Below are 24,658 nucleotides of genomic sequence, written 5' to 3' on the forward strand. Positions count from 1 at the left end.
CCAGGCTAGTTACTGGCGCTTTAGCTTAGCAGCTAGATGCTAAACTGAGCAGAGGGCTGCACTGTAATACTGGCAAGAAGTGTGAAAAGCCAATTAAAAAGCGACCAGAGCTGGGTCGCTTTTTGCTTTTATGAGCCGTCATGATTAAAAGCCATTTGTAGCTAATCTTTAAAGAAACCATTTACTCGGCTTAATTGAGCAAAATTTAATGTTAAAACAGAAATTGTAACCACGGATAGCCAACTAATAGTAACACGGCAAGGTACAACAGACCGAAAATGGTGCCAAGGCGCCAATAGTCGTGTGCCGGCAAATAACCACTACCAAAATAAATCGGGCTGGGGCCTGTGCCGTAAGGGGTCAGGATGCCCATTAAGCCTAATGACGTTACCAGTAATAAGCTGAAGATCAGTAAATTCATGCCGGGTATCGCGGCACCAATAGCCAGCGTAACAGGCAGTAAAGCAGTAGTATGTGCTGTACTGCTGGCAAATAAGTAGTGCAATAGATAAAAGGCTATCACTAAGATCAGTGTAGCAGCAACGGGTGATAAATCGCCCAGCCATTGGCCACCTAAGACACCCAGCCAACGGATAAAGCCGACATCAGATAAGCCTCCGGCCAGAGTTACCAAGGTCGCAAACCACACCAGCGTATTCCAGGCGGCCTTATTGCCGGTAATATCTGACCAGTCCAACACTTTGGTATATAACATTAAACAAATCACCAGTAAGGCAGCTAACGCCGGCTCAATATATTTACCGGCAAAGATCCACAGTACCAGGGCTAAGCAAACAAAACTGACCAGTAACCACTCTTTTAGCTGCATCGGGCCAAGTTTAGCCAGCTCTGTTGCGGCCCAGCGCGGGACTTCTGCATTGCTTTTTATGGTTGGCGGGTAAAACCAATACGCCAGCAAAGGGGTTAGTAGCAGCAGTATCACCCCTACCGGTAAAAATGCTAATGCCCAGGTGGCCCAGCTAATACTAATATCTATTTGGCTTTTTACTAAGGCGGTGGCCAGTAAATTGGGGGCTAGTGCTGATAAAAACATTGAGCTGGTGACACAGGTTGCGGCAATGGCGACCCACATCAAATAAGAGCCAATCAGCCGCGCGCTTGGATCATTAGGTTTGGAGTCATACAGGGCCGGCAGGTTAGCGATAATAGGGAAGATGGTGCCGCCACTTCTGGCCGTGTTAGACGGTGTAAAAGGAGCGAGCAATAAATCGGCAAAGCTGATCGCATAGCCAAGGGTGAGGGTGTTTTTACCCATTTTCTTTACCAGCAATAAGGCTAACCTTTTACCAAACTGCGTTTTTTCGTAGCCTGCGGCAAACATAAAGGCACTAAAAATAAGCCAAACGGTAGAGTTACCAAAACCGGCAATGGCCCAGCGAAACGCTGTACCCGTACTATTAAAGTTAGTCGTGGCTAACTGCGTTGGGCTAAATAACACCCATGGCGCTGCAATAGCCACCAACACCACTGCCGATAAACCTACCACGGCGCCTGGCAGGGGCTCTAAGATTAACCCGGCTATTACTGCCACAAAAATAGCAAAAAAGCGCCAGGCATGTGGATCTAAGCCGTCAGGCACCGGTAATAACAAAATTAACATTGCCAATAACAGCGGCAGTAGTGCTTTCGACCAGGCTGGCATAAGGTTTCTCCAAAGTGTATATAAACTTAGCTTAGCAAGGAAAATGCAACTTTGAGCTGCTAAATCAACTTTGCCTGATCTATCACAAACAATTGCGGCTGCTGAAGCTTCGCTGTCAGCGTATTTCTTGGCTTTAAGTGACGTTACCGACTTAACCAGCTTACTAGGGCGTGTTGACGTTTGCTGCTTAGATTTTGTTCGCACTGGCGGCGCTTTGATCGCGAAACGAGGAGCGCAGTACGCGGTACCCGGTTTAGCTATTCTAAATAAGTGACGAGTGAAGCTACCGCGTCCTGCTCTCGCCCCTGACCTGCATCCATGCAGGCCACAAAGAGCAAAGCGCCGCCAGCGCGAACCCTTCGGGCAGCGTTTGGCTGGCGTTTCTACTGCGTTATCGCTTGTTCATGTAGAATAACTACACATCACAAGCTCTGCCTTGTATAAACACCAGCCAAACGGCTGCAAAAACAAGCAGCAAACGTCAACACGCCCTAAACTGCCGCTCTTTTTCACGCCGCTGCTGCAAAGAGGCCGCATTACGTGCTTGTTCGGCATTAAGTTTCTGGTAGTTGGCGAGCCGTCTGGCGTCTAACTCTCCCCGCGCTATAGCTTGTGGTCCTTGCTGCGTCATCAGCTGATAGCCACTACGGTGATGCGCTGTGACGCGGGCGATAAGCGCCTGTTCAAATTCTGCCAGCGACAGTTGTTGTATAAAAAAGGCTTGCCAGCCCAGTTGTGGTAAAGTTAAGGCTAAGTTCATTGCATTTCCTTCTGCGCACAGTTAAGCACTGCACGCCCAGTAAAAATGGTAAGGAACTCTGGAAAAGTTAAGGTAACCCGAATGGGCTTTCAGAGATCCCGGTCAGCAAACACCGGGCTAAGGCAGGTGAAATTAAAAAGCGAAAAGTTTAACTTACGCCGCAGCCGTCGCCGGGTGGGTAATTACTGCAATCATCAAACTCTCCTTCTTAATTTAGAACACGGTGAAATTATAGCAGCAGTAAATTGAAATCGCTATTTGATGGTGGGTGTTTTGTAAGCTGTTTTATCAAGCTTATTGCTGAATAATATTCGATCTGGAAGAAAGATTCTGATCCTATTGCTGTAACGGCTTGAGAGTTGAGCGATTTTGACCCCCAAAATTGACGTGTTCTGTCCTTGCGGTTGTGTAGATGTTCCCTAGTATAGGAGCAACGACAAGGTAAGGAATATGTTATGAAACTACAACAACAAAAATATCGCCTTAAGCTGTGCCAACCCGCAATACTCCCTTTGGCTGTTTTGACTGCGCTGACGGCATCTCCGATATTAGCTGACGAAACAGACGCTGAAAAGGAGAAAGCCAGAGTAATTGAAGTTATTGAAGTAACAGCTACGCGGCAAACCGAGAATCTGCAAAGAGTTCCGATAGCGGTTACCGCACTATCTGGTGCAGAGTTAGAGCAATATCAAATTCAAAATCTGGGGCAACTGGAAGCATTAGTGCCAAATTTGAATTTACATGTTGGTGATGCAGCTAATGCGGTTGTTTACATCCGGGGCGTTGGGCAGTTGGATTCTATTTCATTTAATGACCCCGGAGTGGGGATTTACCTGGATGATGTGTATTTAGGACGGGTGCAGGGCGCGTTTTTGGATGTGGTTGATCCACAGCAAATAGAGGTATTGCGTGGGCCGCAAGGTACACTTTATGGCCGTAACACTATTGGTGGAGCAGTAAAATTTACCAGTGCCCGCCCATCAGAGACTACTGAGGGGTACGTAAGTGTGTTGGCAGGCAATTATCAGCAGCGTGGTGTTAAAGCCAGCTTAACCGGGCCACTAATTGACGAGCAGCTTGCCGGACGCTTCGCTATTGCCAAAAGCAGCCGCGACGGTTTTAGCTTTAACCAATACACTGGGAAGAACGATTACGATAAGGACTCCTTAACTTGGCGCGGCAGTTTACTGTTTACTCCGGTATCAGAGTTTACTGCGTATTTAGTGCTAGATGGTTCAAATCAGAATCCTGATTACTCAAGAACGCCACACCGAGAAACGCCGATCTACTCCTTGCCTAGCGGGGATTTTTTGCCAGTAGGGGAGGACCCTTTTGTCGTCAACGCAAATTTTAACGACCGCGAAGAATTACGCACCAAAGGTGTTGCACTAACGCTAGACTATCAATTGCAGCAATCTACCCTGAAGTCGATAACGGCTTATAGGGAGATGAACTATCGTACTCACCTTGATTTAGACGGTACGCCAGATGCCAGCTTTGGTATTTACAGTTACGAAGATCAGGATCAGCTGAGTCAGGAGTTGCAGTGGTTATACCGAAGTGAATCTCTGTCATTGGTTTCGGGATTATTTTATTTTAGGGAAAATTCCTGGAGTCTTGGTGGTGCCATTGCTCCAGACTTCTTTGTACCTTTAGGGAATGGTGTATTCTTCCCATTTCCAGTGATCAGTGCCGGGTTACGTGACCAAACCAATACCAGCTACGCCGTATACAGCAATATGAGTTGGCAATTAAGCGAGCCGCTCAGTATCACTCTGGGAGCCCGTTGGACCAGTGAAAAGAAGCAAGTATCTAATAGAGGAGAGGAGTTTGCTGGCACGGGTATTGATACCCCCCAGGGCATGCAGGCGGTATTCGGTACTGGTATCGGTCATAGTTTAACCGGGTATGACGCAAGTCAGCGTTGGAATGATTTCTCACCACGAGCTGTGCTGAACTATCAGTATTCTAGCCAAACCATGCTCTACAGTAGTGTGAGTAAAGGGTTCAAAAGCGGCGGTTTTAATGGTCGGTTAACTTCGTTCGCACAACCTTACGATCCTGAAACGCTTTGGAGCTATGAAGCCGGAGCAAAATCTTTATTGCTTAACCAGCAATTACGTTTGAACACGGCATTCTTTTACAACGATTATAAAAACTTTCAACTTAGCCGTTTTTCTATCGATCCTGATACTGGTGCCTTTCTTTCACTTTTCGAAAATGCAGGTAAAGCAACAACTTATGGTGCAGAGCTTGAGCTGCAGGCGTTACTAACCGACAGCCTGACACTGAACATGAATCTGGGCTATTTAAACGGTGGTTACGATAAATTGATAGGTGATTTCGAGCAGGAAGTCAGCGATGAGCGCGAGTTAGTAAATGCGCCGCGTTGGAATGGTCGCCTTGGGTTGGATTACTGGTTTGATCTGGGCAGTCGGGGCACTTTGTCAGTGAATGCTGGTGGGAGTTTTAAAAGTAAAACTTATCTGACAGTTAGCAGCAGCGATTTGTTGGCGCAGCCAGGGTTCACCCTTTACGACCTTTATGTCAATTGGCAGAGCCAAGACGAGCGGTGGCAGCTTAACTTATTTGGTAAAAACCTGACCGACAAACGCTATCGCCAACATGGTTTTGATTTGAGCGCCTCGCCTGGTGTGCAGCTTGGCTATTACGGCGATCCCCGTACCTATGGCCTACAACTTACTTACAGGTATTTCTAATGACTATAGATTTAGCAACCAAAGCGTTATTAACGCAATTTAATCAGCAGTCTGCCACCATGCAACCACATAAACCCACTATCGAGGAGTCACGGATAGGGGCGAGGGCGATGTTTTTGTCGCTGGCCGGTGACAATGAGCCGGGTTGTCAGGTTGAAGCCTTGCGACTGCCTGCGGGCACACATGATATTCCGGCACGTTTGTATCATCCGCAACAACTGCTGGTACCTGATGCCATAGTGCTCTTCATCCATGGCGGGGGCTGGAGCCTTGGCGATCTTGATTGTTATGATGGGCTGGTGCGTTCTTTATGTCAGCAAAGTGGTGTGCGTTTTTTAAGTGTTGAATATCGGCTGGCGCCTGAACATCCATATCCTGCAGGGTTAGATGATGTGAGTACCGCTCTGAGCTGGCTGCATCAGAATGCTGCTGCATTATCCATTACGACTGACAAAGTTTCTTTAATGGGCGACAGTGCTGGTGGAAATCTGGCGATAGCATTAAGTGTACGTGCTGCCCGGATGTTGAAGTTGCCAGTGGCCGCACAATACCTGATTTATCCGGTGCTGGATGTGCATCAACCACATGATGTTTATCCATCCCGAATGCAGTTTGGTAACGGTGATTATCTTCTTGCGCGCTCTGCCATTGATGATACGCGCAATTGGTATTTAACGGCGGATGAAACCAGCGACAACTCGGAAGTGTCACCGTTATTGTTGTCTCATCTCGATGACCTGCCGCCTACCAGCATATTGCTTGCCGACTTTGACCCACTTTTCGATGAGGGATACATACTGGCCGAACGTCTAAAGTCGGTAGGATTATTGCGGCGTTTAGCTCGCTTCCCCAGTATTCACGCATTTTTTTCGTTTGGTATATTGCCGATTTCACAGCAAGCCAGAAGCCAGTTGGCGCGACAAATTCGTGAAGATCTTTTAACGTGAAAATGCAGCACTGCAGTATCGTGCAACCGGAGGTCAAAATGTGTTTCATTAACAAACTGATAAGCTTTGTACTTTGTTCGATACTGATGTGTAGTGTTTCTAGCAGTTATGTTGCTGCGAATCCAGTACATGAAGCTTCATTTACTACTGGCATTTCGAATGGTTGGAACCGGGTAGAGCGCTGGCGGGATACCAGTGGAAACCTCTCTGCAGAGGACTTTCCAACAGATGGTAGAGGTGATCAAACCGGACAACGCGCCACGTTTTTCGGTACGTCTAAACCAAGCTCTGCGCGTTTTCTTCTTTATCACGCACCGGGCTGGAGCAGCAATACTAAGTCCGTCCCGGTGTTGTTGGTTCATGGTGCAAATCAGGACGCTGATATCGCCTGGGCTAACCCGAATGATGCCGGCGGTTATGGCTGTGGCCAGCAAACTTGTCCAAGCACTGGTTTGATGCAGTCGTTGGCAGCAGACAATTTTAAAGTGTTTGCATTATCTTTAGCTCATAAAAATGGTGATGGTTATTTCTGGGCCGAGCAAATTGCCAATGCGATAACAGTGATAAAGACAAAAACGGGTGCAAGCAAAGTGGATGTTATCACCTGGTCAAAAAGTGCATTTAATGCCCGAATGTATATCTCTTCTGTTACTCGCCCCTGGGGTACTCGTTATCGTGGGGATGTAAGACGCTTAATTATGCTTGGTGCGCCAAATAACGGTATTGACTGGTCGTTTCGTCATGGTTGGACGCATACCTTTGCGGTTTATCCCGGGTGCGGTGGTGTTATAAATGGTCCCACTGCACATACCAGCATCATGTGTTACGGTGTTTGGAATACTGGCCCGCAGTGGAGTTATGCATCAAGCTTTTTCCCGGGATCTGTGCAAATGTTGAAACGTTGGGACGCGACTTATCCGCTACCTAGTTATGAGCAAGACTGGTACACCACCTATTATGGTGGGCAGGGCTTTTATAGTGGTGGGCAGGGTATTCAAGCCTTTATGCATTTATCTTTGGTGGATCAGCTCAGGGCTGCCGGTACACCTGCCGATGTCAGAGTACATAATCTTTGTGGTGACAGAGCGAATATCGCACTGATTCATAACGAGCATACCGGGCCATCGGATGGTGTTGTTTTTGTCGCGAGCTGTAATGACAGTACTGGCATCAGTAATCACGGCGGTTCAGCGGTGTTATATTTGAACCATTTAGCTTTAGGTTGGCAGAGTTCAGGGATGACGCAAATCAGAAATTGGTTAAACGCTATCTGACCGCAACGTATATTTAACCCAAACTGTACTTTCGTACTGTTGCCAGCTGTTCTGCGCTGTGCTTTATTCATGTAATAATTCAGCACGTGCAGAGACGTTATGGCAACAGTTAACCAACGTTGCGGTGTTAGTAGGCAGATATTAGCCGAAATGATGGCCTCGCAGGGGATTTCTCTTGATACGCTAACTGCAATTAATGCAGGCGAAGAGACGGAAGATCCGGCGAACTTGCTCAGACTGCTCGAGAGATTTGCCATCGAGGTTCAGGATGAATCGCTGCATTTATCGGCCAGACCTTTGATGCCGGGTACCAATGACTATGTACTCTCAAGCCTGAGTCACTGCCGTACAATTGAAGGGGCATGTCGGCAACTGGCTAACGCCTATAACTTTATTCATGGAGGAAATTACAATCAGGTTGAAAAAACCACAGATGCCCTCGTCTATCGAATTGATGACCGAACCTTCCCGTATGCGGCTGAGGCAGGGCAATATGTAATGTTCAACCTGGATATGGTGTTGATCTTTATTCATGCTATCGTCACCACCCTCTCTGGAGCTCCTGTCGCGCTGTTAAAAATAAAAAGTCGTAACACAGAGGCCGGGCAGTCGCCTTTGAGCACAGCCTTTCCGGAAACAGCAATCAGCTACAAAATGGGTTGTTTTGAGCTGCATTATCCTCTGACGCAGGCGGAGCTTGAAATAACACAATCATGCAATAACACGCTGAATACTGCGATGGTTTATAGTGAACTACAGCGGTTGGGAACGGTACCATCAACTGATGCCTGTCAGAGCTTTCTGGTCAGAGTTAGAGGCGCATTAGAGGCAGGCTTGAGAGACCAGCAAAGTGTTGCCAGGAGCCTCGGATGCAGTGTCGCGACGCTAAGACGCAGACTCTCCGCTTATCGCACCAGCTTTCGTCAATCCAGAGAGTTGGTACTTAACCAAGAAGCGAAACTGTTATTGACCCAACACCTGTCATTAGAAGAGATCGCAAGCAAACTGGATTTCTCTGACGTCAGAAGTTTTAAACGCGCTTTTCGAAACTGGAACGGAGTCAGTCCAAAGCAGTATTCGCTGATGAAGTTTCGCCAGCATCACCGGATTTCGGAAGGTAAATAAGTTTGATTAATAACAGTAATATTTCAGAGCAAAGTAGTCTCGATTGTTAGATGTTCTTTGATGTATGTGAATGCGACTCTGGTTATGCAAGTAAACCAAAGTCGTGGAACTTTGTGTTGTGCCGAAATACCCCTACACCGCTGCTATTTTCTCTGCCGCCTCTGGCTGCGGCATTGGCCGGCTCACAAACCAGCGACCCAGCTGCCACAGTAAATACATGGATAACAGCGGAAATAGCAAGGTTTTCAGGCTGTATACCACGATAAGCTGGATCAGCTTTTCTACCATATTGTCGGAGAAGCCGCGCATCGCGCCCAGCATATCAGTGGCTTTAGCGGCCATTTGCCGCAGCCAGCTAACTGAGCCATCTTCTGTATTACTAATTGGCTGATCAATTTGCTGCAAAGCAGCCGTTTCGCGGTTAAGTGCCGCTTCGGCGGCTTCGCGTTGTGGCGTAAGTACCCAATCCGACAGTTCGGCCACACCATAGGCCGCCAGTGGAATGCCAATGCGGATAATCAGCAACAGCGCCACAAAAAGCCGCAGCAGATAGCGGCAACTGTTGCGCCAGCTGGCGGGCCCGCATAACAGTAATGCTGCCGAGGCCAGGATGCCGCTACCAAAAAGCGGCAAGGCGGCCAGCTGACCAAAGTGCAGTAAAAAGAGCTGTAACCCAACCGAGGTCATCGCAATTACCATCACATCCGAGTAGCGCACTGCCATATCCTGCAGCGGCTTTAACAGCTGGCCCGGTTTTACGCTGGCAACACCAACGCCAACTTCGGCTTCGGAAACAAAAGCGATACCGCGGTCAATCAACCGCGCCGTGGCAAAGGAGGCACTGCTTAGCAGTAAACTGTGTTGTAAAGCCTGTTCGGCTTTTTGATCCAGTGGCGCCAGTGCCGGATTTACTAACCGCTGTTGCAGCACACCGCTATAGATCCCGGCAGCTAACGTAAACAGGCAGAGCAGTAGCAGCGCTAGCCGCTGCCAGGTACTGAGTTTGCTGAAAAAACGCATGCTGTTCTCCGCTAAATACACTTTGGCTCAGTATTCACGATATCAGGGCTGAGATAAAGCCGTTGGCGCTACAGTAGCTTAAGTTCGCTGAGAGAGATTAACGGCAGACGGCAAATCTGCCGTGCTGCAGAGCCTTGCCAGGATTTCGATGCGGGCATCGTTAACCTAAAAAAGCGTAATATTTCATTAAAAAAACATGGCTGCTTATTTTGTTTTACAGCTTTTCCCGGTTGTAGTAAGGTCTGGCCGATTAGCGTTAATGGCAGTTAACGCTGTGGATTGGGAACTTTTATAACTAAGGAGCTGTGATGACTATGTTACGGACACTTTCCCGTCTGCCTTCACCAAAATTCGATCAACAGTTGGCCACCGGTGACACTCACCTTGATCAGTATTTACAGGCACTGGACGCTGAGTTGGTGGGAGCCAAAATGGTGCGTAACCATACTTTGGCTGCAGTTCGGGAGCAGTTGGTTGCACAAAAAGCGAGCTTAATTGCAGATGGCAAGGAGGCAACAACTGCCAGTTTGGCCGCAGTAGAGCAGCTCGGCCCGGCAGCAGTACGAGGTCAAGCTCAGCGTCAGGAGCGTCGTGCTTTTTACGTTAATATGATGCTGAGCACCGGGCTGCCGTATGCGGTATTTATGACGCTTTTTAACCTGAGCTCGGAGACAGCGCAGGAAAGCTCATGGTCCGGATATATATCGATGTTTATGTTTTATTTTTTGTTTTTCGGCAATGTTATGGCTGCTTATTTAACCTTTGGTCAGGCACCGGCAAAAACAACACAACGTGTCGAGTCCCTTAAGCCGGGTGAGACATTAGAGGTTTTCTCGCCGCCCGCCAGTAAAGCTGCCGCCGCAATTTTGATGCTATTGATGCTGTTTGTCGGTAGTGCCGCTTTGCTTGGGATATTTGATATAGGCTTTATGGCGAATACCCATCTTGCTGCCAATCTGTTTATGGTTTACATCGCCGGTGCCGGGATCCTCGGCGCAACCATAGTAAACAACCGGCTGTTGTTACAAGGTGATACCTTAATCAAGCAAAGCTTATTCTCCAGGCAGGTAATTCCGCTTACGCGGTTAGTGGCCGTTGAGCCAGCCCCTGGCTGGCAAGCCTGGTTTCGGATTGGTTTTGGCCAGCGTTATATTTTGCATTTTAGCGATGCCGGCGGCGGCAGTATTAAATCCTCGCTGATATTAAATCATGAAATGTACAATAGTGAGCAGTTACTGACCTTGTTACAGCAGAAAGTTAAACAAGTGAGCTGATTATTTTTGTTGGGTAAGCTGATGTTGGGAGTTTTTAAGGGAGGGGTATTTTGGCAGGAATCGATTTTAGTCGTTACAGCGTAGAAGAGCTGCGCCAGGCACAGGAAAGTATCGACGCTGCACAATATCCGGAAAATTATGCCCGCTTAATGGCTGAACTGGCTAAACCGGAGCGGCAGCAACAAGAGCAGGCAGAGTTGGGCGCACAGGAAATAAAGAGTCATGATGCGAAAAAGGTATTAGGCCGAACTTTTTTGGCGATAACTGGTATCGGTTTGTTTTTTATGGCTTTTATTTTTTATAGTGACGGAGTGATTAAAGGTAAGCATGGCAGCGTTATCGTAAGGCTGGCGGATAATCCGGAGGGATTTTATTTTGGCCTTGTTGTTATTGGCATTGGTGGTCTCTGTACCTTGTATACAGGGCTTACCGGTAAAGGTTTAAAAAAAGAATATCAATAACCACATAAGATAAGCTTGTAACCAAGCCAACTTACAGCCTTGCATTAGCGTGTCCGGTTTAGTAAAGCAGCGCAGGTGCTGTGCTACGGGGTATGGTCCAACGCAGTGGCAAGCTGCTGATAAAGTTGTCGGTGACCCGGCCCAAGCTGCTCTGGGATAACTTGTTGCAGGTAAGCTCGGGCCTGTGCGGGTTGTTGCAGTTGCAGGCTGATTTCGGATAAGCGCAGCAAATGGATCTGATGTTGCACGCGGTGTTCTGCGGCAGCGGTAAACTGCAGCGAGTCCTGATACAGCTGCAGCGCTTCCTGCAACTGACCTAATAGCTGCCTGGTGCGCGCTAAATTACCCATAGCAACAATAATCTTATTATGATGACCAAGCGCACTGGCGGCGGTTAAGGCTTCACTACGGTAGGCCGCGGCGGCTGCCAGATCGCCACGCTGGTGGGCGACTAATGCCAGATTGGAATTAAGCTCAAAGCTAAACTGGGGATCCTTACTTTTTTGATATCGCGACTGTGCCACCTGCAGCAGTTGCCCGGCCTGTTCAAGCTCACCCAATGAATAGTGTAAATTTGCCAGCTCGACCAGTCGCAGCGGGTCACCAAAGGCATGGTAAACCTCTTCCAGCATCGCGAGAGCCAGCTTGGCATAGTGTTTTGCCTCGTCACGCCGTTCGAAATAAAACAGGGTTTTCGCGTAATAAAAGTACAGTTGTACCTTCAACACCTCGGGTAGATTGGGCTGTTGTAATAGCTGTTCGGCTTCGGTGTTTAATTGCCGGAACTGATGTTTATCAAACAGGTAGTTAAGCTGATAAGCTTTGATCCGATACCAGGCAGAGCTATAAGGCGTTAATGCCGTTAGTTGTTGCTGCAGATAGTCGCCACAGTTTTGCGCTGCCACAGGCGCGCAGAATTGCGCATGGTCGCTTAGATTTTCTGAAGCGTTAACCGAAAAGGTCAGGCATACCACAACAAAGAGAGCATGGCGCATATAAAACCTACTGCAGGATAGATGTCCAAGGTAGTGAGTTATCACTATGCCCGCCGCTCTTCAGACCGTCAATGCTCGTCAGCAATTAACCGGCGTTAAGACGTGAACGAAAGAATAGGGCAGTTATCTTGGACACTTAAAGGTATAATAACGGTTTATTCGCGCGCGCAAGCTGTTGCGTAGTAGCCACCCCCTAGGATTTGTGATGAAAAAGACCTTTGCCTTAACCCACCCCAAGCTGCAACCAGCGCGTTTAGTTGACGCCATTAAACACGAAATTCGCAAATATCTGGCGCGTGAGCGGCGCAAAGCGGTACCTGCAGATAAAGATTATTGGACCTTTGATTGTCGCTTTGGCGCCTCAGAAGCGGAAGCAAAGCCGATGTTCACCTCAGAAATCAACCAACATATCGATGCCGCGGCTGCGCAGCAGTGGCCACAGTTTTATATCGAAATTCTGGCCCGTGCCTGTAATCACAAGCCACGCCTGGATAGCGATACCGAATAAGCTTCACTTATAAGCTGCAGCCAGGCTGCAGAGGAATTCTTATGCAATTTTCAGCTTTAAATTTGGCACCAGACTTACTGCGTGGCTTAACAGCATGTGGTTTTAGTGAGCTTACGCCAGTGCAGGCGCAGGCGATAGTGCCGGCGCGGCGCGGCAAAGATTTACAGGTTACTGCGCAAACCGGTACCGGTAAAACCGCGGCCTTTGCTATTCCATTATTACAACGCTTGGTGGATACGCCGCAAGCTGTGGTTGAGCGGCGGCCCCGGGCGTTAATTTTAACGCCAACCCGGGAGCTTGCCGAGCAAATTGCCAATGCGATTAGCACCTATGCCCAATTTTTGCCACTTAGCGTCACTGCGATTTATGGCGGCGTTAAAATGGGCGGGCAGGCCAGTAAATTACAGACCGGCGTTGATATCGTGGTTAGTACGCCGGGCCGCTTAATTGAGCACATGGCGCTGGGTAACGTGATCTTAAGTGACGTTGCTTTTGTGGTGCTGGATGAGGCTGATCGTATGCTTGATATGGGCTTTAGTACTGATGTGCTGAAGTTAGTGGAGATGACCGCGGCCAGCCGGCAAACACTGCTGTTTTCTGCGACCACGTCGCCGGCAGTGAATGAACTGTCTCACAAGATTTTGAAAAATCATCAGCAAATCCGGGTAGCGAAAACCAACAGCACTGCCGACACGGTGGAGCATGTGGTGTATCCGGTAGAAGAAAGTCGCAAAATCGAGTTATTTGAACAACTGTTAGCTGAGCACAACTGGTTTCAGGTGCTGGTTTTTACCAGTACTAAAGAGCAGGCCGATCGGTTACTCGCCGATCTGCAAAAAGCTAAAGTCAATGCTGCGGTTTGTCATGCCGATAAAAGCCAGGGCAGTCGTCGCCGCGCACTGGCCGATTTTAAATCAGCCAAACTGCAGGTACTGATTGCTACTGAAGTTGCCGCCCGGGGTCTGGATATCCAGGGGCTGGATTATGTGGTGAACTTTAACTTGCCGTATTTACCGGAAGACTATGTCCACCGCATTGGTCGTACCGGCCGCGCTGGCGCCAAGGGGCAGGCGATCTCCTTTGTCAGCCGTGAAGAAGAGCAGAGCCTGGAGCGCATTCAAAAGCTGATTGGTAGTACTATTGCGCGGGTGGTGAAACCCGGCTTTGAAGTCAGCAACCGCGGCAGCTTGTTAAAAAGCATTTCGCGTAAAGTGCTTGGCACCCGCGCCAATAAAGCCAGCGCGACCCAGATTGATGTTGCCACCCCGAAAGCAAAAGCAAAAAAGCCAGCCGGCAGCGCAGCGGTAAAATCTGGTAAAGCCCGCCGCAGCTAAGCTCAATACATTCACAGCACGCAGCGCAAACCGTTATCGTGAATGGCGGTTCTGCGCTGGCGCACCGTGCTACTTTAGTCGATAGCTTAAAGCTGTCGCACTTACAGCAGAATGCCGTTATTACAAGCAGTTACACTCAATAGTGCGACCTGGTCAGTGTGCGGGGAATGGCATAAAAATCACGATGAATAACGCTTAGCGCTTTACTTCCTACCGCTAAGGGTTAGAATACGCGCGCTGTTCTGAGCAAAGACTACACCGCTCTGGTTATATAAGGTAATTGCAATGCATCCGATGTTAAACATCGCGGTCCGCGCTGCCCGTTTCACCGGTAACGTCATCATTTTCGTCGGTATTATGCTGGCCGGAATCCTCTGTCTGGTTTCGCAACGCCGTGTCTGTAAAACGTCCGTCCTTATGTTATCTGCCAAGCTCTTGCCTCAGTCTCAACCTCTTTATTTGCTGCGCTGTTTTATCACCCGCGTCCGCCATCTTAGGGTGTATTACCACCATGCCGGACGCCCTGATAACAGCCGGCACGCCAGGGTCGGCCCAACGTATTCCTGCCTCCCTGCCAACCGCTTTTCGTTTACTACCGCTGTTTTGTCGCTGTTATCTGTTGCCCTGAGCAAGCAAGCCTGTGCTGCCACAGGGATGCAGGGCGCTTATGGTCACTCAGGCTAAAAGACAAAACACAGTTCAGTTAACGGCAAGGTTCACTCACTTTTAATTTAAACCGTGCAATATCTAGCGGAGAGCTTTGGCAATGGTACTGACTCTGACATCCACACTGGCACTATTTGTATTAATAGCGCTGTCGACCGTGGTTTTTTTCGCAGCTAAACGTTTTAAAATGCCTTATACCGTGTTGCTGGTGCTGGTTGGCCTGCTGCTGGTGCCGATTGTCAGCTTGCCCTATGTCAGTACGGTTTTCGGCTTTATCAGCGAGATGGCGCTGACCCCGGAGTTACTGTTCTTTATCTTCCTGCCGGTGCTGATTTTTGAATCCGGCTTTAATATGAACTTCCGCAAGATGGTCGATAACGCCTGGGCCATTTCGTTACTGGCGGTGGTGGGTCTCTGTATCTCGTCAGTGATGATCGGTACCTTGCTCTACTACCTGTTACCGCTGATTGGGATTGAAGTACCCTTTATTCTGACGCTGATGTTCGGTGCCATTATCTCTGCCACCGATCCGGTCGCGGTGCTGTCGATGTTTAAAGAATTTGGTGTGCCTCGCCGCTTAGGAATGATTTTTGAAGGTGAAAGTTTGTTTAACGATGGTACCGCCGTCGCCTTATTTTTCGTGTTCTTTGCCATAGCTACCGATGGTTTTAATGGCAGCGCTACGGTACTGCACGGTATCAGCGAGTTTGTCATTATGCTGACCTCGGGTGTGGTGATTGGCCTGGTGTTGGCAGGACTGTTTTCCAAAGCACTGCACTTTACAAAAAGCAATGAATTTGTAACTGTCACCTTGTTAGTGATCTCGGCCCACCTGGTGTTTATCCTGACCGAGTTGATTAACAGCCTGGGCTATTTCCATGTGTCGTCGATTATTGCGACGACTGTTGCCTCCTTATTCCTTGGTAATTACTCGCGTAATATCCTGGCGCCGAAGGTCGATGAGTACCTGAGTAAGCTGATTGAGAACATGGCTTTTATCGTTAACTCGCTGGTGTTCCTGATGGCGGGCTTATTGTTCGCCAGCCTGGGCGTTAATTTTGCTGAGCTGTGGTTACCAATCTTGCTGACAGTGGTTGTGGTGGCCGTAACCCGGATCGTCGCGGTTTATGCGGTGATGGTGCCACTTAACTGGAGTAAGGTAGAAGAAACTATTCCCGCATCGTGGAATAAGTTATTGGCCTGGGCCAGTTTGCGCGGTGCCTTGTCGATTATTATCGTGTTGATTATCCCGGAAGACTTTACGCTGGAAGGCTGGAGCCTGCCATATTCGCCACGCGATTTCCTGCTGGCACTGACCATCGGCTGTATTCTGGCGACCCTGTTTATTAAAGCGCCGATGATTGGCCCTATGATGCGCCGCTACAAAATCAATGCCGCCGAGCCACTGGGAACCGCACATCGTGCCGATCTGGGTATTTACTATCTGCTGATGGAGCGGTCGCGCTTACAGGAACACCGCGCGAAAGGCTTTTTCAGTGAAGAAAAATACCAGTTTTTATTGGCGCAGGTAGAGAAAAAGCTCGGCGAAGCCAAAGCAGAACGTGAGGCCCTGATGCAGCGTTATGGCCGGACCATCTTTGTGCAGTCGCTACATCTGGCGATGGTCAATATCGAATTTACCATCCTGAAACGCTTGTATATTAATGATGAAGTCAGTTTACGGCCTTATCGCAAAATCTATAGCAAGTTGTTCTTACAGAAAGAAAAAATTGAGTATGCCCAGCATAGCCATATCGATCCGGAAGCCTTTAAAGAGCGAAAGGATATCTTTGAATGGCTGGCCAATATGATGCACACCTTGTTCAGTCGCAAGGTCAGCGAGCAGAAGTTACTGGAAGAAAAATTGGAGTATTATCGCAGTCAGATGATTATTGCCCGTAAAGCACTGATTATTATTGGCCTGATGCAGGATAATTTTGACGAGCCGGTATTCCAGGCGGATATTTATGCCGAAGTCACCGAGTTGTACCGGCAATATCAGGAGCGCAATGCCAGTAAACAAGCGGCATTAACGGCACAGCATCCGCAGGTCTTGTCAGCACATCTGGAGCAACTGGCGAACCGTTCGTTGGCGCAATCCGGTCAGCGGGCACTGAACTATTTACATGAGAACGGTCTGGTAACGGAAGCGGCCGAAGAAGATATCCGCCACCGGTTTGATACCAGTAATCATAGTGCCTAGCGCGGTGTTTTCGCAGCGCAGCCGCATTTAACAGGCCAGCCTGTTAAATGCGGGTCAAACGGGTAGCAACAGGCGCGGGGTAATCAGCCGCGCCTTGTTTTTACATAGCGATCAGCAGACAGCAGAGGAGTCGTCTTTGTCTGAATTAACCAAGTCAATTGCTGCTGCCGGCACGCCAGCATCCGCCAGCTTTTCCCCCACAGTGTTAGTCTTGCCGGTGGTTGGCGCGGTCAGTTTTGTGCATCTGCTGAATGATATTATTCAGGCCATCTTGCCTGCGATCTATCCGATGTTAAAACTGGATTATGCGCTGAGCTTTACCCAGATTGGCTTAATTACGCTGATTTTTCAGCTTACCGCATCGTTATTGCAACCGGCGGTCGGCCTGTACACCGATAAGCATCCCAAACCCTTGTTACTGCCACTTGGTATGGTGTTTACGCTGCTTGGTCTGGTGTTACTCAGCCTGGGGCAAAGTTTTGCCATGTTGTTGCTGGCTTCAGCACTGATCGGGTTAGGCTCGTCAACTTTTCATCCGGAAGCGTCGCGGGTAGCCCGAATGGCGTCGGGTGGTCGTTATGGCTTTGCGCAGGGGTTATTTCAGGTCGGCGGTAATGCCGGCTCGGCCCTGGGGCCATTGTTAGCGGCTCTGATTATTATTCCGCGGGGCCAGGGGAGTATTGGCTGGTTTTGCCTGTTAGCAATAGTTGGCATTATGGTGCTGTTGCGCGTCAGTCGCTGGGTGGTTAGCAGTAACGCCCGTCTGCAATTGCGTAGCGCGGCAAAAAATGGCAATGGCTTAACAGTGCAGCAAACCCGGCAGGCGCTGCTGGTACTGGCGCTGCTGGTGTTTTCCAAATACGTCTATATGACCTGCCTCAGCAACTTTTACACCTTTTATCTGATTGAAAACTTTGCAGTATCCGTTGCAGATTCCCAGCTGTTTTTATTTTTATTTCTGGCTGCAGTGGCAGTGGGTACAGTGGCAGGTGGGCCTATCGGCGACAGGATAGGGCGTAAGCCGGTGATCTGGGTGTCTATTGTTGGTGCGGCGCCGTTGGCGTTGCTACTACCCTATGTCAATTTAGCCGGGGCTGCCGTGCTGACCGTGTTGATTGGGCTGATTATGTCCTCAGCCTTTTCGGCGATTATCGTCTTTGCCCAGGAGTTGATGCCAGCCAAAATCGGTATGATTTCCGGTGTATTCTACGGCATGATGTTTGGCATCAGTGGCATCGCCGCCGCCTTGCTCGGCATGCTGGCCGATGTCACCAGTATCAGCACCATCTTTAAGCTTTGTGCCTGGTTTCCGCTACTGGGGATGCTGGCGTTTTGGTTACCCAGGATCCCGCGACCACAAACCTAGCACGCATAATCAGCTTTTGGTTAATCCCAGTGCTGAGCGGATAGAGTTAGCAAACTCGGTAAAGCGTTCCTGTAAGGTGCGTTTTACACTGATACTGACCGAGCCCAGTACCGAGATACCCTCAACCCGGATAAAGTGCGTTTTGGCTTGCCCCGGGCCGCCGCTGCTGACGTTATTACTGCTGGAAGAGGCGATATTGTTCACATCGCTAATTACTGCAACGTGTTCAGGTACCTTGATCGTGACGCTGCCCAGCCAGTTTTGCACTTTTATTGTTAGCTGCGTATGGTCAAACTGCGCTTCAGAAAAATCCAGCTCAACCGAGGAGAGCGCATTAATGATGGTCAGATGTTGTGGTACCCGCCATGGGCCACTGCGTTCATCACTGCTTAATACCGAAACCAGGCGATCACAGTCAGTCGGCGCGCTTTGCTGGTGCGCCTGATTATGGCGACCCGGCGAGTTAAAATTTTGCGCCCACATGGCGCGATATTTGGCATCGGGTAATAAAGTGAGGTCAGCAACCTGTTCGGCCAGCAGCAGGTGATCATCAGAATTGGTGGCAATATCCAGCCGCCGTTCAAAGGCTTGCTCGGAAATGACACCATGGCTGTAGTTCATAATCAGTTGGTCAATCACCTCTTCCCTGATTTGAGCAACAGGCCGGTCTTGCAGTTTTACGCCTGTGGTATCAATTGCCATCTCGCTATCCTTTTGCTGGTTGCTGCCGGAGCCGGCACACAGTACTGATCGAATAACTATCAGCATGGCCCAATTTTAACCGTTCGAACAGGAGAAAATTGTAAGCGATTTTAACAGCCAGAAAACATCAGCCTTCTGGCTGTGGTCTACTGCCGGGTAGTTCGCGCCTGTCAGGTAAGCTTTAGCGCCAGCGTTGCAACATGCCGCTCCTGAAAGCGCGCCATATTCAGCTCTTTTGGCGAGGGCGCGCGTTTCCCATCTGCCCCGGCTATACAGGCAGCACCCAGTGGTGAGCCCCCTTTAAGCTCTGAAATATCGGCCAACTCCGGACAGCTGTAAGGCAAGCCAACGATAATCATGCCATGGTGCAATAGCGTGGTATGAAAGGACTGCACTGTGGTTTCGTTGCCACCACCGGTGCCGGTAGAGGTAAAAACGCTGCCAATTTTGCCAATCAGTTTGCCTTGTGCCCAAAGCCCACCGGTTTGATCAAGGAAATTGCGCATTTGCGAGGCCATATTGCCAAAGCGGGTTGGGGTGCCGAAGATGATCGCATCGTAATCGGCCAGCTCAGCAGGCTTAGCTATTGCGGCTGCCTGATCCAGCTTCACACCGGCTGATTTCGCCACTTCAGGGGGCATCAGTTCCGCCACCCGTTTAATATCCACCTGCACGCCACTAACTTGTCGGGCGCCTTCGGCAACCGCATTCGCCATGGTCTCGACATGGCCGTATGATGAGTAGTACAGCACCAGTAGTTTTTTCATAAGGTCCTCATAAGTATTAATGGCATCAAGCAGTTTAAGGTTCTGCCACAGGCCGCTGTTATCACGCCTTTGGCGACCGGAGCAGTGCCGGCGACAGTCTGGGCAGGTACGCTGACAGCAATAAGCTTAGCTGCAATAGCCGCCGCTTGTCTTATGACTCCGCCAGTTGTTTGGCATGCAACACGGCATTTTTAATGGTCTCTTGCCAAAAACTGTCGGGCTGCGCTGCTGACTTACCCGGTTTCAGCGTCCAATTCAGGGTGTAATCAAGATAAACGCCGTCGTCTTCTTCAAAGATGGTATTAGTGACAAAGCCGCTATACACCTCATCCTGATAAGATTTAAAAATCACCGTCAGGGTTAGCGGTTCGGCCACAACCAGCTCTCTGATCACTTTGCCCTGTGCCGTCTCCATTTCCCGTTCAATGCAATTGGCACTGTGTTCCCGTAGTATTGCGACCCGGACTATCCCGGGTACGTATTTGTCAGGACGACGCATTTTATCGAGCATCATGTCCCAGAGTTTATTCGCACTTGCATGCACCTTTACCCGATAGTTCACTAATGGCATAGCGGCCTCCACTGTTGGTTCTGCTACTAAGCTTAGAGGGTGTGACCGCCGTGCACTAGCGCGAGATCTGAAACAGCTGCGTTTCAAAATAGCTAGCTATAGGATAGGGCGTTTGCCCGGGCGTCCGGGGCAAACTCTGTTGCACCCAGTTTAGGAGCTGGTTTTGCGCTGTTGACTGAACCAGACACTGCCCAGTACCACCACAATACCAAGGATTTGCAGTACCGACAGGGCTTGCCCCAGGATCAGCCAACCCAGCATTACGGCACTTAGCGGGCTTAAAAAACCCAAAGGTGCCACCAGATTGGGGCTTAGCCGGGCAATGCCACGAAACCAGATAATGTAGGTAAAGGCGGCACCCAGCAGCCCCAGATATAAAAAACCGGCGATATTGACCAGTGTCAGGGACGGCAGAGCTGGCTCGAAAAACCATGCCGCAGGCACTAACAGAATGCCGCCAGCCGTGAGTTGCCAGCTGGTAAAGGTCAGGGTGCTGACCGCCGGTTGCCAGCGCCGGCTCAAGACAGTGCCCAATGCCATGGCAACGGCACTGCCGATCCCGGCTGCAATGCCCACAGGATCAAGTTTAGCCGCCGGTGTCAGAATCAGTAGCGCGACCCCGAGTATGCCGGCCACGGCAGCGATTAGTGCGCTGGTGTGAATCTTGGTGCCCAGTAATCCTCTGGATAAGACGATAACAAACAAAAACTGCATTGCCCCCAGGGTTGCAGCCACGCCTCCGGGCAAGCGGTACGCCGCGATAAATAATAACCACCAGAACACTGAGGAATTCAGGGCGCCGAGCAGAAAAATCCGGCCCAGCCAGTGTCTGTCGGGAAGTTGCCGCACCAACAGTAACAGCAGGATACCGGCAGGTAAGGCCCTTAGCATTGACGTGGTAAGCGGATAGCCCAGTGGCAACATCTCGGTGGTGATCAGATAAGTGCTGCCCCAGATCACTGGCGCCAGGCCAGTGATCAGCACGTCACGGGCGTTGCTTTCACGGTTCATTGGTGAGTCCTGTGCCTGCTGTTGTGATCAGATTATCCTGTTGTCTGCTGTGCCACTAGTTCTAAAAATGGCCGGGCGCTGTTTCGTTTTTATACGCTATCCGTTTGCGTCGTGCCTGTTCCGCCGCGGAAAGGCGAGTTAAACCGCGAGCCAGAATAGTTGGCACTAGAGCTGGGCTTAAGATCTAAGCTGAACTATGCTGTGTTACGCTAATGCCCGCTGCCGGGCACGTTTTGCCAGCCTGAAGATGAGCTTGTCATGGATTTAAATGCGACCCGCTATTTCGTAAAGATCGTGCAAATGGGCAGTATCTCTGCCGCAGCCAGGGTACTGAATTTGCCAAAGGCAACCCTAAGCCGGCAATTATCAGCTCTGGAGCAGCGACTTGGCAACCGACTACTAAACCGCTCCACCCGGGCGTTGTCGCTAACCGATTTGGGGCAGGAATACTATGCCAGCGTTGTTAGCCTGATTGACGAACTAGAGCTGGCAGAGCAGAGCTTGCTGCAGCAACATGCCGAGCCTGCTGGCTTGATCCGGATTGGTGCCACCACTGGCTACTGTCAGCATCGGATTACGCCTCTGTTACCGGGCTTTCTTACTGCGTATCCCAGGGTCCGGATTGAATTAAAGCTAAGTGAGCAACGCAGCCACGTTGTGCAGGATGGGCTCGATCTTACCATCAGAATGGGGGAGTTGGCTGACTCTGAATTGTTGTGCCGTAAAATTGGTACTGTCAGACGGATCCTCTGTGCTGCCCCCGCTTATCTTGCAAAATCGGAAACGCTGGTCACTCCGGACGATCTGAGACGGCAGCAATGTGTGGTATTGTCTGCCGCGCTGGATAAATGGCAGTTTGAGAATAATATTTCGGTCAGCGTAAATTGGCAGATCGCAGCCGGTAATATGTCTAACGCCTGTCAGTTAGTGCTGGCTGGGCAAGGGATAGGGTTGCTACCTGATTTTATGGTGGCGGAATATCTTGCCACAGGGCAACTGCTCAGCTTATTGCCGGATTATCCGGCCAGCCAGACGCCGGTGCATGTGCTGTATGCCAATAGTAAGGCTAAAACGACCGCCGCTATGGCTTTTGTTGATTATCTGGTATCAGCGCTGCGTTGAAACGCTGTGGCTGCGGGTTTCTATAACTCTGTTTTCATTGACACTGCGGCATCACCATTGGCAGCAGTAGCATTCTCCATTTGTTTGGTGACAGTGTATACGCTATAGCCACTCTTCCCATGCTGCTTCACCTGATACATCGCCTGATCGGCATGGGCTAGCAATTCGGCTAAACTGGTGCCTTGCGCCGGGCAGATACTGACACCAATACTGGCTCCAAGCTGATATACCTTGTTACCCAGCTCAACTGGTTGTTTTAAGATCGTCAGTAGTTTATCGGCTAGCTTGTGGAGTTGCTCTGACTGATCCAGCTGGGTAGCAATCACCACAAACTCATCGCCACCGATCCGGGCGCAGATATCGGTGCTGCGCACCGAGCGCCTTAACCGGTTAGCTACCTCCAGTAGTACCTTATCGCCGGTTTGATGGCCATACAGGTCATTGATCGGTTTAAAGTTATCCAGATCGATATAGTAAATCGCTACAAACTGGTGCGGCCGGGTGGCCAGCAGCAGAGCCTTATCAAACAGCATATCCATATAACGCTTATTATTGAGTCCGGTTAGCGGATCCTGATAGGCCAGCTCCAGCGCCTGGCTTTCGGCATCAGATAAACGCTGATAAAACAGTGCAAATACTGCCAGTAGCAAGCTCAGATATAACGCCATCGTCAGAATGGTGCCAAGCACAAAGCCTAATACCCGCCACCAGGACAGTGTTAACACAAAGGGAAAAGTCGCCCAATGCAGTGCCAGTACCAAGGCGATACCCGAGGTAAAAAGCAGGGCTTGTTTAGGGACTGCCTGGCGGTGTTGAAAGCAGCTGTAGGCAACGTAGCTTAAACAGCCCAGATTAAACAGCGCAAAGATGATCATCGGACCTAATTGCGGTCGTTGTAACAAGCTGAACAGGACTAACAGGCCAAATAGCAGGCTGGCGGGACCAACGAAAACAACGGTAGGTAGCGGTAATTGCAAAAAACGTTTCAGGCCATGAATTAGAAATATTTTTTCCAGAATAATAAAGCCGGCATACCAGACAAAGGTATCGATAAAAAGCAACGCCGGCAAGCTCAGCAGTAGTTGAAGTCGGGCCAGACACATCGCAGCCAGCGCCAGGGCCCAAAACCCGGCTCCCGGATTGGTGCGCGGTACCCGCGAGCAAATCAGAAATAACAACAGCAGCAGTAGATACAAGGCACTGCCAGCAATATGCACAACCTGATACCAAGCCATATCCATCTTTGCCTGTCACCCGCTGCTGTCAGCACCCGCGGTGCCGGCTAATACAGCATTGCCGGAGTTAGTATCTAAATACTATAGTGCAGCCCGTTGCAGTTTGCCACCCGGCATCCAGTGCCTTTAGTGCTGAAGGCGCGCGCGAGTATTTAACTGCACTCTGGCTGGGGTTGGCTGTGCCTGCGACTTAACACGTAACGTTCGACGGTGGCGTGCTTGGCGCTGCTCCAGCAACTTGCCGACGCCAAAGGCCGTGCTAAGTAATAAAACCGGTATCGCCACCAGATGCATCAAAAGAGACAACTCAGCAGCAAAGTTGATCCACAAAATCAGCCACCAATTACCAAGCCAGGCCAGCACAGTGAAAGCCGTTGCAAATTTAGTCTTCATCTTGTTTCCGTCCGTTGTTGTGTCTGTGGTTTGCAGTTTACGCCTTGCCAAAGGGGGGCCACAGTGTCACTATTGATAAAAATAAGGTGAATAGTGCCAAAGCGGGGTCGGTATGAAACAAATCGCCGTATTAGCAACCAATAACAGTATCAGCAGCGATCTCTTTGGTGTGCTGGACTTTTTTGAGTACTGTAATGTGCTGTGGCAATATCAACAGCAACACCAGGCAACGCCTTTGCTGCATTGCTACCTGGTGTCACCGGACGGCACGCCACTGCAACTGAAACAAGGGGTTAGCCTGCCGGTACAACCGCATCGCTGGCAAGAGGCTGATGCCATTATCCTGCCACCGGCTTATGCCTATAACCGTGCGCAACTGACAGCCATTGCCGAGCCATCACGCCCTTATTTAGCAGGCTTGCTTGACGTGGCGCAAAGCGGCAAGTTGATTGCGGCGAATTGCACCGGCACCTTTATTCTGGCCGCAAGCGGTTTGCTGGCGCATAAAAGGGCCACGACCTGTTCGGCGACAATTAGGATG

Annotated in this window: 22 protein-coding genes and 1 pseudogene; 13 read left to right on the forward strand and 10 right to left on the reverse strand. The window is 49.8% G+C overall.

Annotation, left to right across the window (positions count from 1 at the left end; translation table 11 throughout):
• Nucleotides 1–211: 211 nt before the first annotated feature.
• Nucleotides 212–1,663, reverse strand: a complete 1,452-nt coding sequence (locus tag A9165_RS14005) for an anion permease (protein WP_065956358.1) — start codon at nucleotides 1,661–1,663, stop codon at nucleotides 212–214.
• 481 nt (nucleotides 1,664–2,144) lie between these two features.
• The gene (locus A9165_RS16940) at nucleotides 2,145–2,423 is read right to left on the reverse strand and encodes a hypothetical protein (protein ID WP_065956359.1); all 279 of its coding nucleotides are present in this window, start codon (nucleotides 2,421–2,423) and stop codon (nucleotides 2,145–2,147) included.
• A 455-nt stretch (nucleotides 2,424–2,878) separates the two neighbouring features.
• Here A9165_RS16940 and A9165_RS14015 point away from each other — a divergent pair, with 455 nt between their 5' ends.
• From A9165_RS14015 to A9165_RS14030, 4 genes are all read left to right on the forward strand, one after another.
• On the forward strand, nucleotides 2,879–5,143 hold the full coding sequence (locus A9165_RS14015) for a TonB-dependent receptor (RefSeq protein WP_065956360.1): 2,265 nt from the start codon (nucleotides 2,879–2,881) through the stop codon (nucleotides 5,141–5,143).
• Nucleotides 5,143–6,090, forward strand: coding sequence for an alpha/beta hydrolase (locus tag A9165_RS14020; protein WP_065956361.1), 948 nt, complete (start codon nucleotides 5,143–5,145; stop codon nucleotides 6,088–6,090). Before A9165_RS14015 ends, A9165_RS14020 begins: the two co-directional genes overlap by 1 nt.
• A 38-nt stretch (nucleotides 6,091–6,128) precedes the next feature.
• Entirely contained in the window at nucleotides 6,129–7,364 is a 1,236-nt protein-coding gene (locus tag A9165_RS14025) for a triacylglycerol lipase (protein ID WP_040291578.1), read from the forward strand.
• Nucleotides 7,365–7,463: 99 nt separating this feature from the next.
• Nucleotides 7,464–8,489: a helix-turn-helix transcriptional regulator gene (locus A9165_RS14030; RefSeq protein ID WP_065956362.1), complete on the forward strand. Its 1,026-nt coding sequence runs from the start codon at nucleotides 7,464–7,466 to the stop codon at nucleotides 8,487–8,489.
• Nucleotides 8,490–8,621: 132 nt separating this feature from the next.
• On the opposite strand, the gene A9165_RS14035 is transcribed toward A9165_RS14030, so the two are convergent.
• On the reverse strand, nucleotides 8,622–9,509 hold the full coding sequence (locus A9165_RS14035) for a hypothetical protein (protein ID WP_065956363.1): 888 nt from the start codon (nucleotides 9,507–9,509) through the stop codon (nucleotides 8,622–8,624).
• Between the two features lie 308 nt (nucleotides 9,510–9,817).
• On the opposite strand from A9165_RS14035, the gene A9165_RS14040 reads away from it, so the two are divergent.
• Complete coding sequence (locus A9165_RS14040) at nucleotides 9,818–10,783, forward strand: hypothetical protein (RefSeq protein WP_065956364.1); 966 nt, start codon at nucleotides 9,818–9,820, stop codon at nucleotides 10,781–10,783.
• 50 nt (nucleotides 10,784–10,833) lie between these two features.
• Entirely contained in the window at nucleotides 10,834–11,244 is a 411-nt protein-coding gene (locus A9165_RS14045) for a hypothetical protein (protein WP_065956365.1), read from the forward strand.
• 83 nt (nucleotides 11,245–11,327) lie between these two features.
• Here the strand turns inward: A9165_RS14045 and A9165_RS14050 are convergent, their stop codons facing one another.
• Entirely contained in the window at nucleotides 11,328–12,239 is a 912-nt protein-coding gene (locus A9165_RS14050; RefSeq protein WP_065956366.1) for a tetratricopeptide repeat protein, read from the reverse strand.
• Between the two features lie 205 nt (nucleotides 12,240–12,444).
• On the opposite strand from A9165_RS14050, the gene A9165_RS14055 reads away from it, so the two are divergent.
• The 5 genes from A9165_RS14055 (at nucleotide 12,445) to A9165_RS14075 (ending at nucleotide 18,316) form a co-directional block, all read left to right on the forward strand.
• The gene (locus A9165_RS14055) at nucleotides 12,445–12,747 is read left to right on the forward strand and encodes a DUF6172 family protein (protein WP_065956367.1); all 303 of its coding nucleotides are present in this window, start codon (nucleotides 12,445–12,447) and stop codon (nucleotides 12,745–12,747) included.
• 41 nt (nucleotides 12,748–12,788) lie between these two features.
• On the forward strand, nucleotides 12,789–14,081 hold the full coding sequence (locus tag A9165_RS14060; protein WP_065956368.1) for a DEAD/DEAH box helicase: 1,293 nt from the start codon (nucleotides 12,789–12,791) through the stop codon (nucleotides 14,079–14,081).
• A gap of 285 nt (nucleotides 14,082–14,366) precedes the next feature.
• A complete protein-coding gene (locus A9165_RS14065; protein WP_065956369.1) occupies nucleotides 14,367–14,765 on the forward strand; it encodes a hypothetical protein in 399 nt (132 codons plus the stop codon).
• 82 nt (nucleotides 14,766–14,847) lie between these two features.
• The gene (locus A9165_RS14070) at nucleotides 14,848–16,950 is read left to right on the forward strand and encodes a sodium:proton antiporter (protein WP_065956370.1); all 2,103 of its coding nucleotides are present in this window, start codon (nucleotides 14,848–14,850) and stop codon (nucleotides 16,948–16,950) included.
• A gap of 136 nt (nucleotides 16,951–17,086) precedes the next feature.
• Nucleotides 17,087–18,316 carry an MFS transporter gene (locus A9165_RS14075; protein ID WP_255365731.1) on the forward strand — a complete coding sequence of 410 codons (1,230 nt, stop codon included), beginning with the start codon at nucleotides 17,087–17,089 and terminating at the stop codon, nucleotides 18,314–18,316.
• 9 nt (nucleotides 18,317–18,325) lie between these two features.
• Here the strand turns inward: A9165_RS14075 and A9165_RS14080 are convergent, their stop codons facing one another.
• The 4 genes from A9165_RS14080 to A9165_RS14095 form a co-directional block, all read right to left on the reverse strand.
• Entirely contained in the window at nucleotides 18,326–19,018 is a 693-nt protein-coding gene (locus A9165_RS14080; RefSeq protein ID WP_008607713.1) for a LiaF domain-containing protein, read from the reverse strand.
• Between the two features lie 170 nt (nucleotides 19,019–19,188).
• A complete protein-coding gene (gene wrbA, locus A9165_RS14085) occupies nucleotides 19,189–19,785 on the reverse strand; it encodes an NAD(P)H:quinone oxidoreductase (protein WP_065956372.1) in 597 nt (198 codons plus the stop codon).
• A 151-nt stretch (nucleotides 19,786–19,936) separates the two neighbouring features.
• Entirely contained in the window at nucleotides 19,937–20,356 is a 420-nt protein-coding gene (locus A9165_RS14090; protein WP_039925165.1) for an AtaL-like protein, read from the reverse strand.
• A gap of 150 nt (nucleotides 20,357–20,506) precedes the next feature.
• The gene (locus A9165_RS14095; protein WP_065956373.1) at nucleotides 20,507–21,367 is read right to left on the reverse strand and encodes an EamA family transporter; all 861 of its coding nucleotides are present in this window, start codon (nucleotides 21,365–21,367) and stop codon (nucleotides 20,507–20,509) included.
• A 258-nt stretch (nucleotides 21,368–21,625) separates the two neighbouring features.
• Here A9165_RS14095 and A9165_RS14100 point away from each other — a divergent pair, with 258 nt between their 5' ends.
• Nucleotides 21,626–22,489: a LysR family transcriptional regulator gene (locus tag A9165_RS14100; RefSeq protein ID WP_008607718.1), complete on the forward strand. Its 864-nt coding sequence runs from the start codon at nucleotides 21,626–21,628 to the stop codon at nucleotides 22,487–22,489.
• Between the two features lie 20 nt (nucleotides 22,490–22,509).
• On the opposite strand, the gene A9165_RS14105 is transcribed toward A9165_RS14100, so the two are convergent.
• Both A9165_RS14105 and A9165_RS14110 read right to left on the reverse strand, forming a co-directional pair.
• Entirely contained in the window at nucleotides 22,510–23,730 is a 1,221-nt protein-coding gene (locus A9165_RS14105) for a GGDEF domain-containing protein (RefSeq protein WP_008607719.1), read from the reverse strand.
• A 120-nt stretch (nucleotides 23,731–23,850) separates the two neighbouring features.
• Nucleotides 23,851–24,168, reverse strand: a complete 318-nt coding sequence (locus A9165_RS14110; protein ID WP_255365732.1) for a hypothetical protein — start codon at nucleotides 24,166–24,168, stop codon at nucleotides 23,851–23,853.
• Between the two features lie 61 nt (nucleotides 24,169–24,229).
• Between A9165_RS14110 and A9165_RS14115 the strand changes: the two are divergent.
• Nucleotides 24,230–24,658: pseudogene (locus A9165_RS14115) on the forward strand (AraC family transcriptional regulator); the annotation flags it as partial.

Source organism: Alishewanella sp. HH-ZS (genome assembly GCF_001704375.1).
Taxonomy (GTDB): domain Bacteria; phylum Pseudomonadota; class Gammaproteobacteria; order Enterobacterales; family Alteromonadaceae; genus Alishewanella; species Alishewanella aestuarii.

Excerpts from the sequence above, each read along its gene's own strand:
- A9165_RS14015 (WP_065956360.1), top strand. The coding sequence starts at position 2,879 with ATGAAACTACAACAACAAAAATATCGCCTTAAGCTGTGCCAACCCGCA.
- A9165_RS14005 (WP_065956358.1), bottom strand. The coding sequence starts at position 1,663 with ATGCCAGCCTGGTCGAAAGCACTACTGCCGCTGTTATTGGCAATGTTA.
- wrbA (WP_065956372.1), bottom strand. The coding sequence starts at position 19,785 with ATGAAAAAACTACTGGTGCTGTACTACTCATCATACGGCCATGTCGAG.
- A9165_RS14055 (WP_065956367.1), top strand. The coding sequence starts at position 12,445 with ATGAAAAAGACCTTTGCCTTAACCCACCCCAAGCTGCAACCAGCGCGT.
- A9165_RS14095 (WP_065956373.1), bottom strand. The coding sequence starts at position 21,367 with ATGAACCGTGAAAGCAACGCCCGTGACGTGCTGATCACTGGCCTGGCG.
- A9165_RS14065 (WP_065956369.1), top strand. The coding sequence starts at position 14,367 with ATGCATCCGATGTTAAACATCGCGGTCCGCGCTGCCCGTTTCACCGGT.
- A9165_RS14030 (WP_065956362.1), top strand. The coding sequence starts at position 7,464 with ATGGCAACAGTTAACCAACGTTGCGGTGTTAGTAGGCAGATATTAGCC.
- A9165_RS14090 (WP_039925165.1), bottom strand. The coding sequence starts at position 20,356 with ATGCCATTAGTGAACTATCGGGTAAAGGTGCATGCAAGTGCGAATAAA.
- A9165_RS14060 (WP_065956368.1), top strand. The coding sequence starts at position 12,789 with ATGCAATTTTCAGCTTTAAATTTGGCACCAGACTTACTGCGTGGCTTA.
- A9165_RS16940 (WP_065956359.1), bottom strand. The coding sequence starts at position 2,423 with ATGAACTTAGCCTTAACTTTACCACAACTGGGCTGGCAAGCCTTTTTT.
- A9165_RS14105 (WP_008607719.1), bottom strand. The coding sequence starts at position 23,730 with ATGGATATGGCTTGGTATCAGGTTGTGCATATTGCTGGCAGTGCCTTG.
- A9165_RS14050 (WP_065956366.1), bottom strand. The coding sequence starts at position 12,239 with ATGCGCCATGCTCTCTTTGTTGTGGTATGCCTGACCTTTTCGGTTAAC.
- A9165_RS14100 (WP_008607718.1), top strand. The coding sequence starts at position 21,626 with ATGGATTTAAATGCGACCCGCTATTTCGTAAAGATCGTGCAAATGGGC.
- A9165_RS14020 (WP_065956361.1), top strand. The coding sequence starts at position 5,143 with ATGACTATAGATTTAGCAACCAAAGCGTTATTAACGCAATTTAATCAG.
- A9165_RS14040 (WP_065956364.1), top strand. The coding sequence starts at position 9,818 with ATGACTATGTTACGGACACTTTCCCGTCTGCCTTCACCAAAATTCGAT.
- A9165_RS14035 (WP_065956363.1), bottom strand. The coding sequence starts at position 9,509 with ATGCGTTTTTTCAGCAAACTCAGTACCTGGCAGCGGCTAGCGCTGCTA.
- A9165_RS14070 (WP_065956370.1), top strand. The coding sequence starts at position 14,848 with ATGGTACTGACTCTGACATCCACACTGGCACTATTTGTATTAATAGCG.
- A9165_RS14025 (WP_040291578.1), top strand. The coding sequence starts at position 6,129 with ATGTGTTTCATTAACAAACTGATAAGCTTTGTACTTTGTTCGATACTG.
- A9165_RS14080 (WP_008607713.1), bottom strand. The coding sequence starts at position 19,018 with ATGGCAATTGATACCACAGGCGTAAAACTGCAAGACCGGCCTGTTGCT.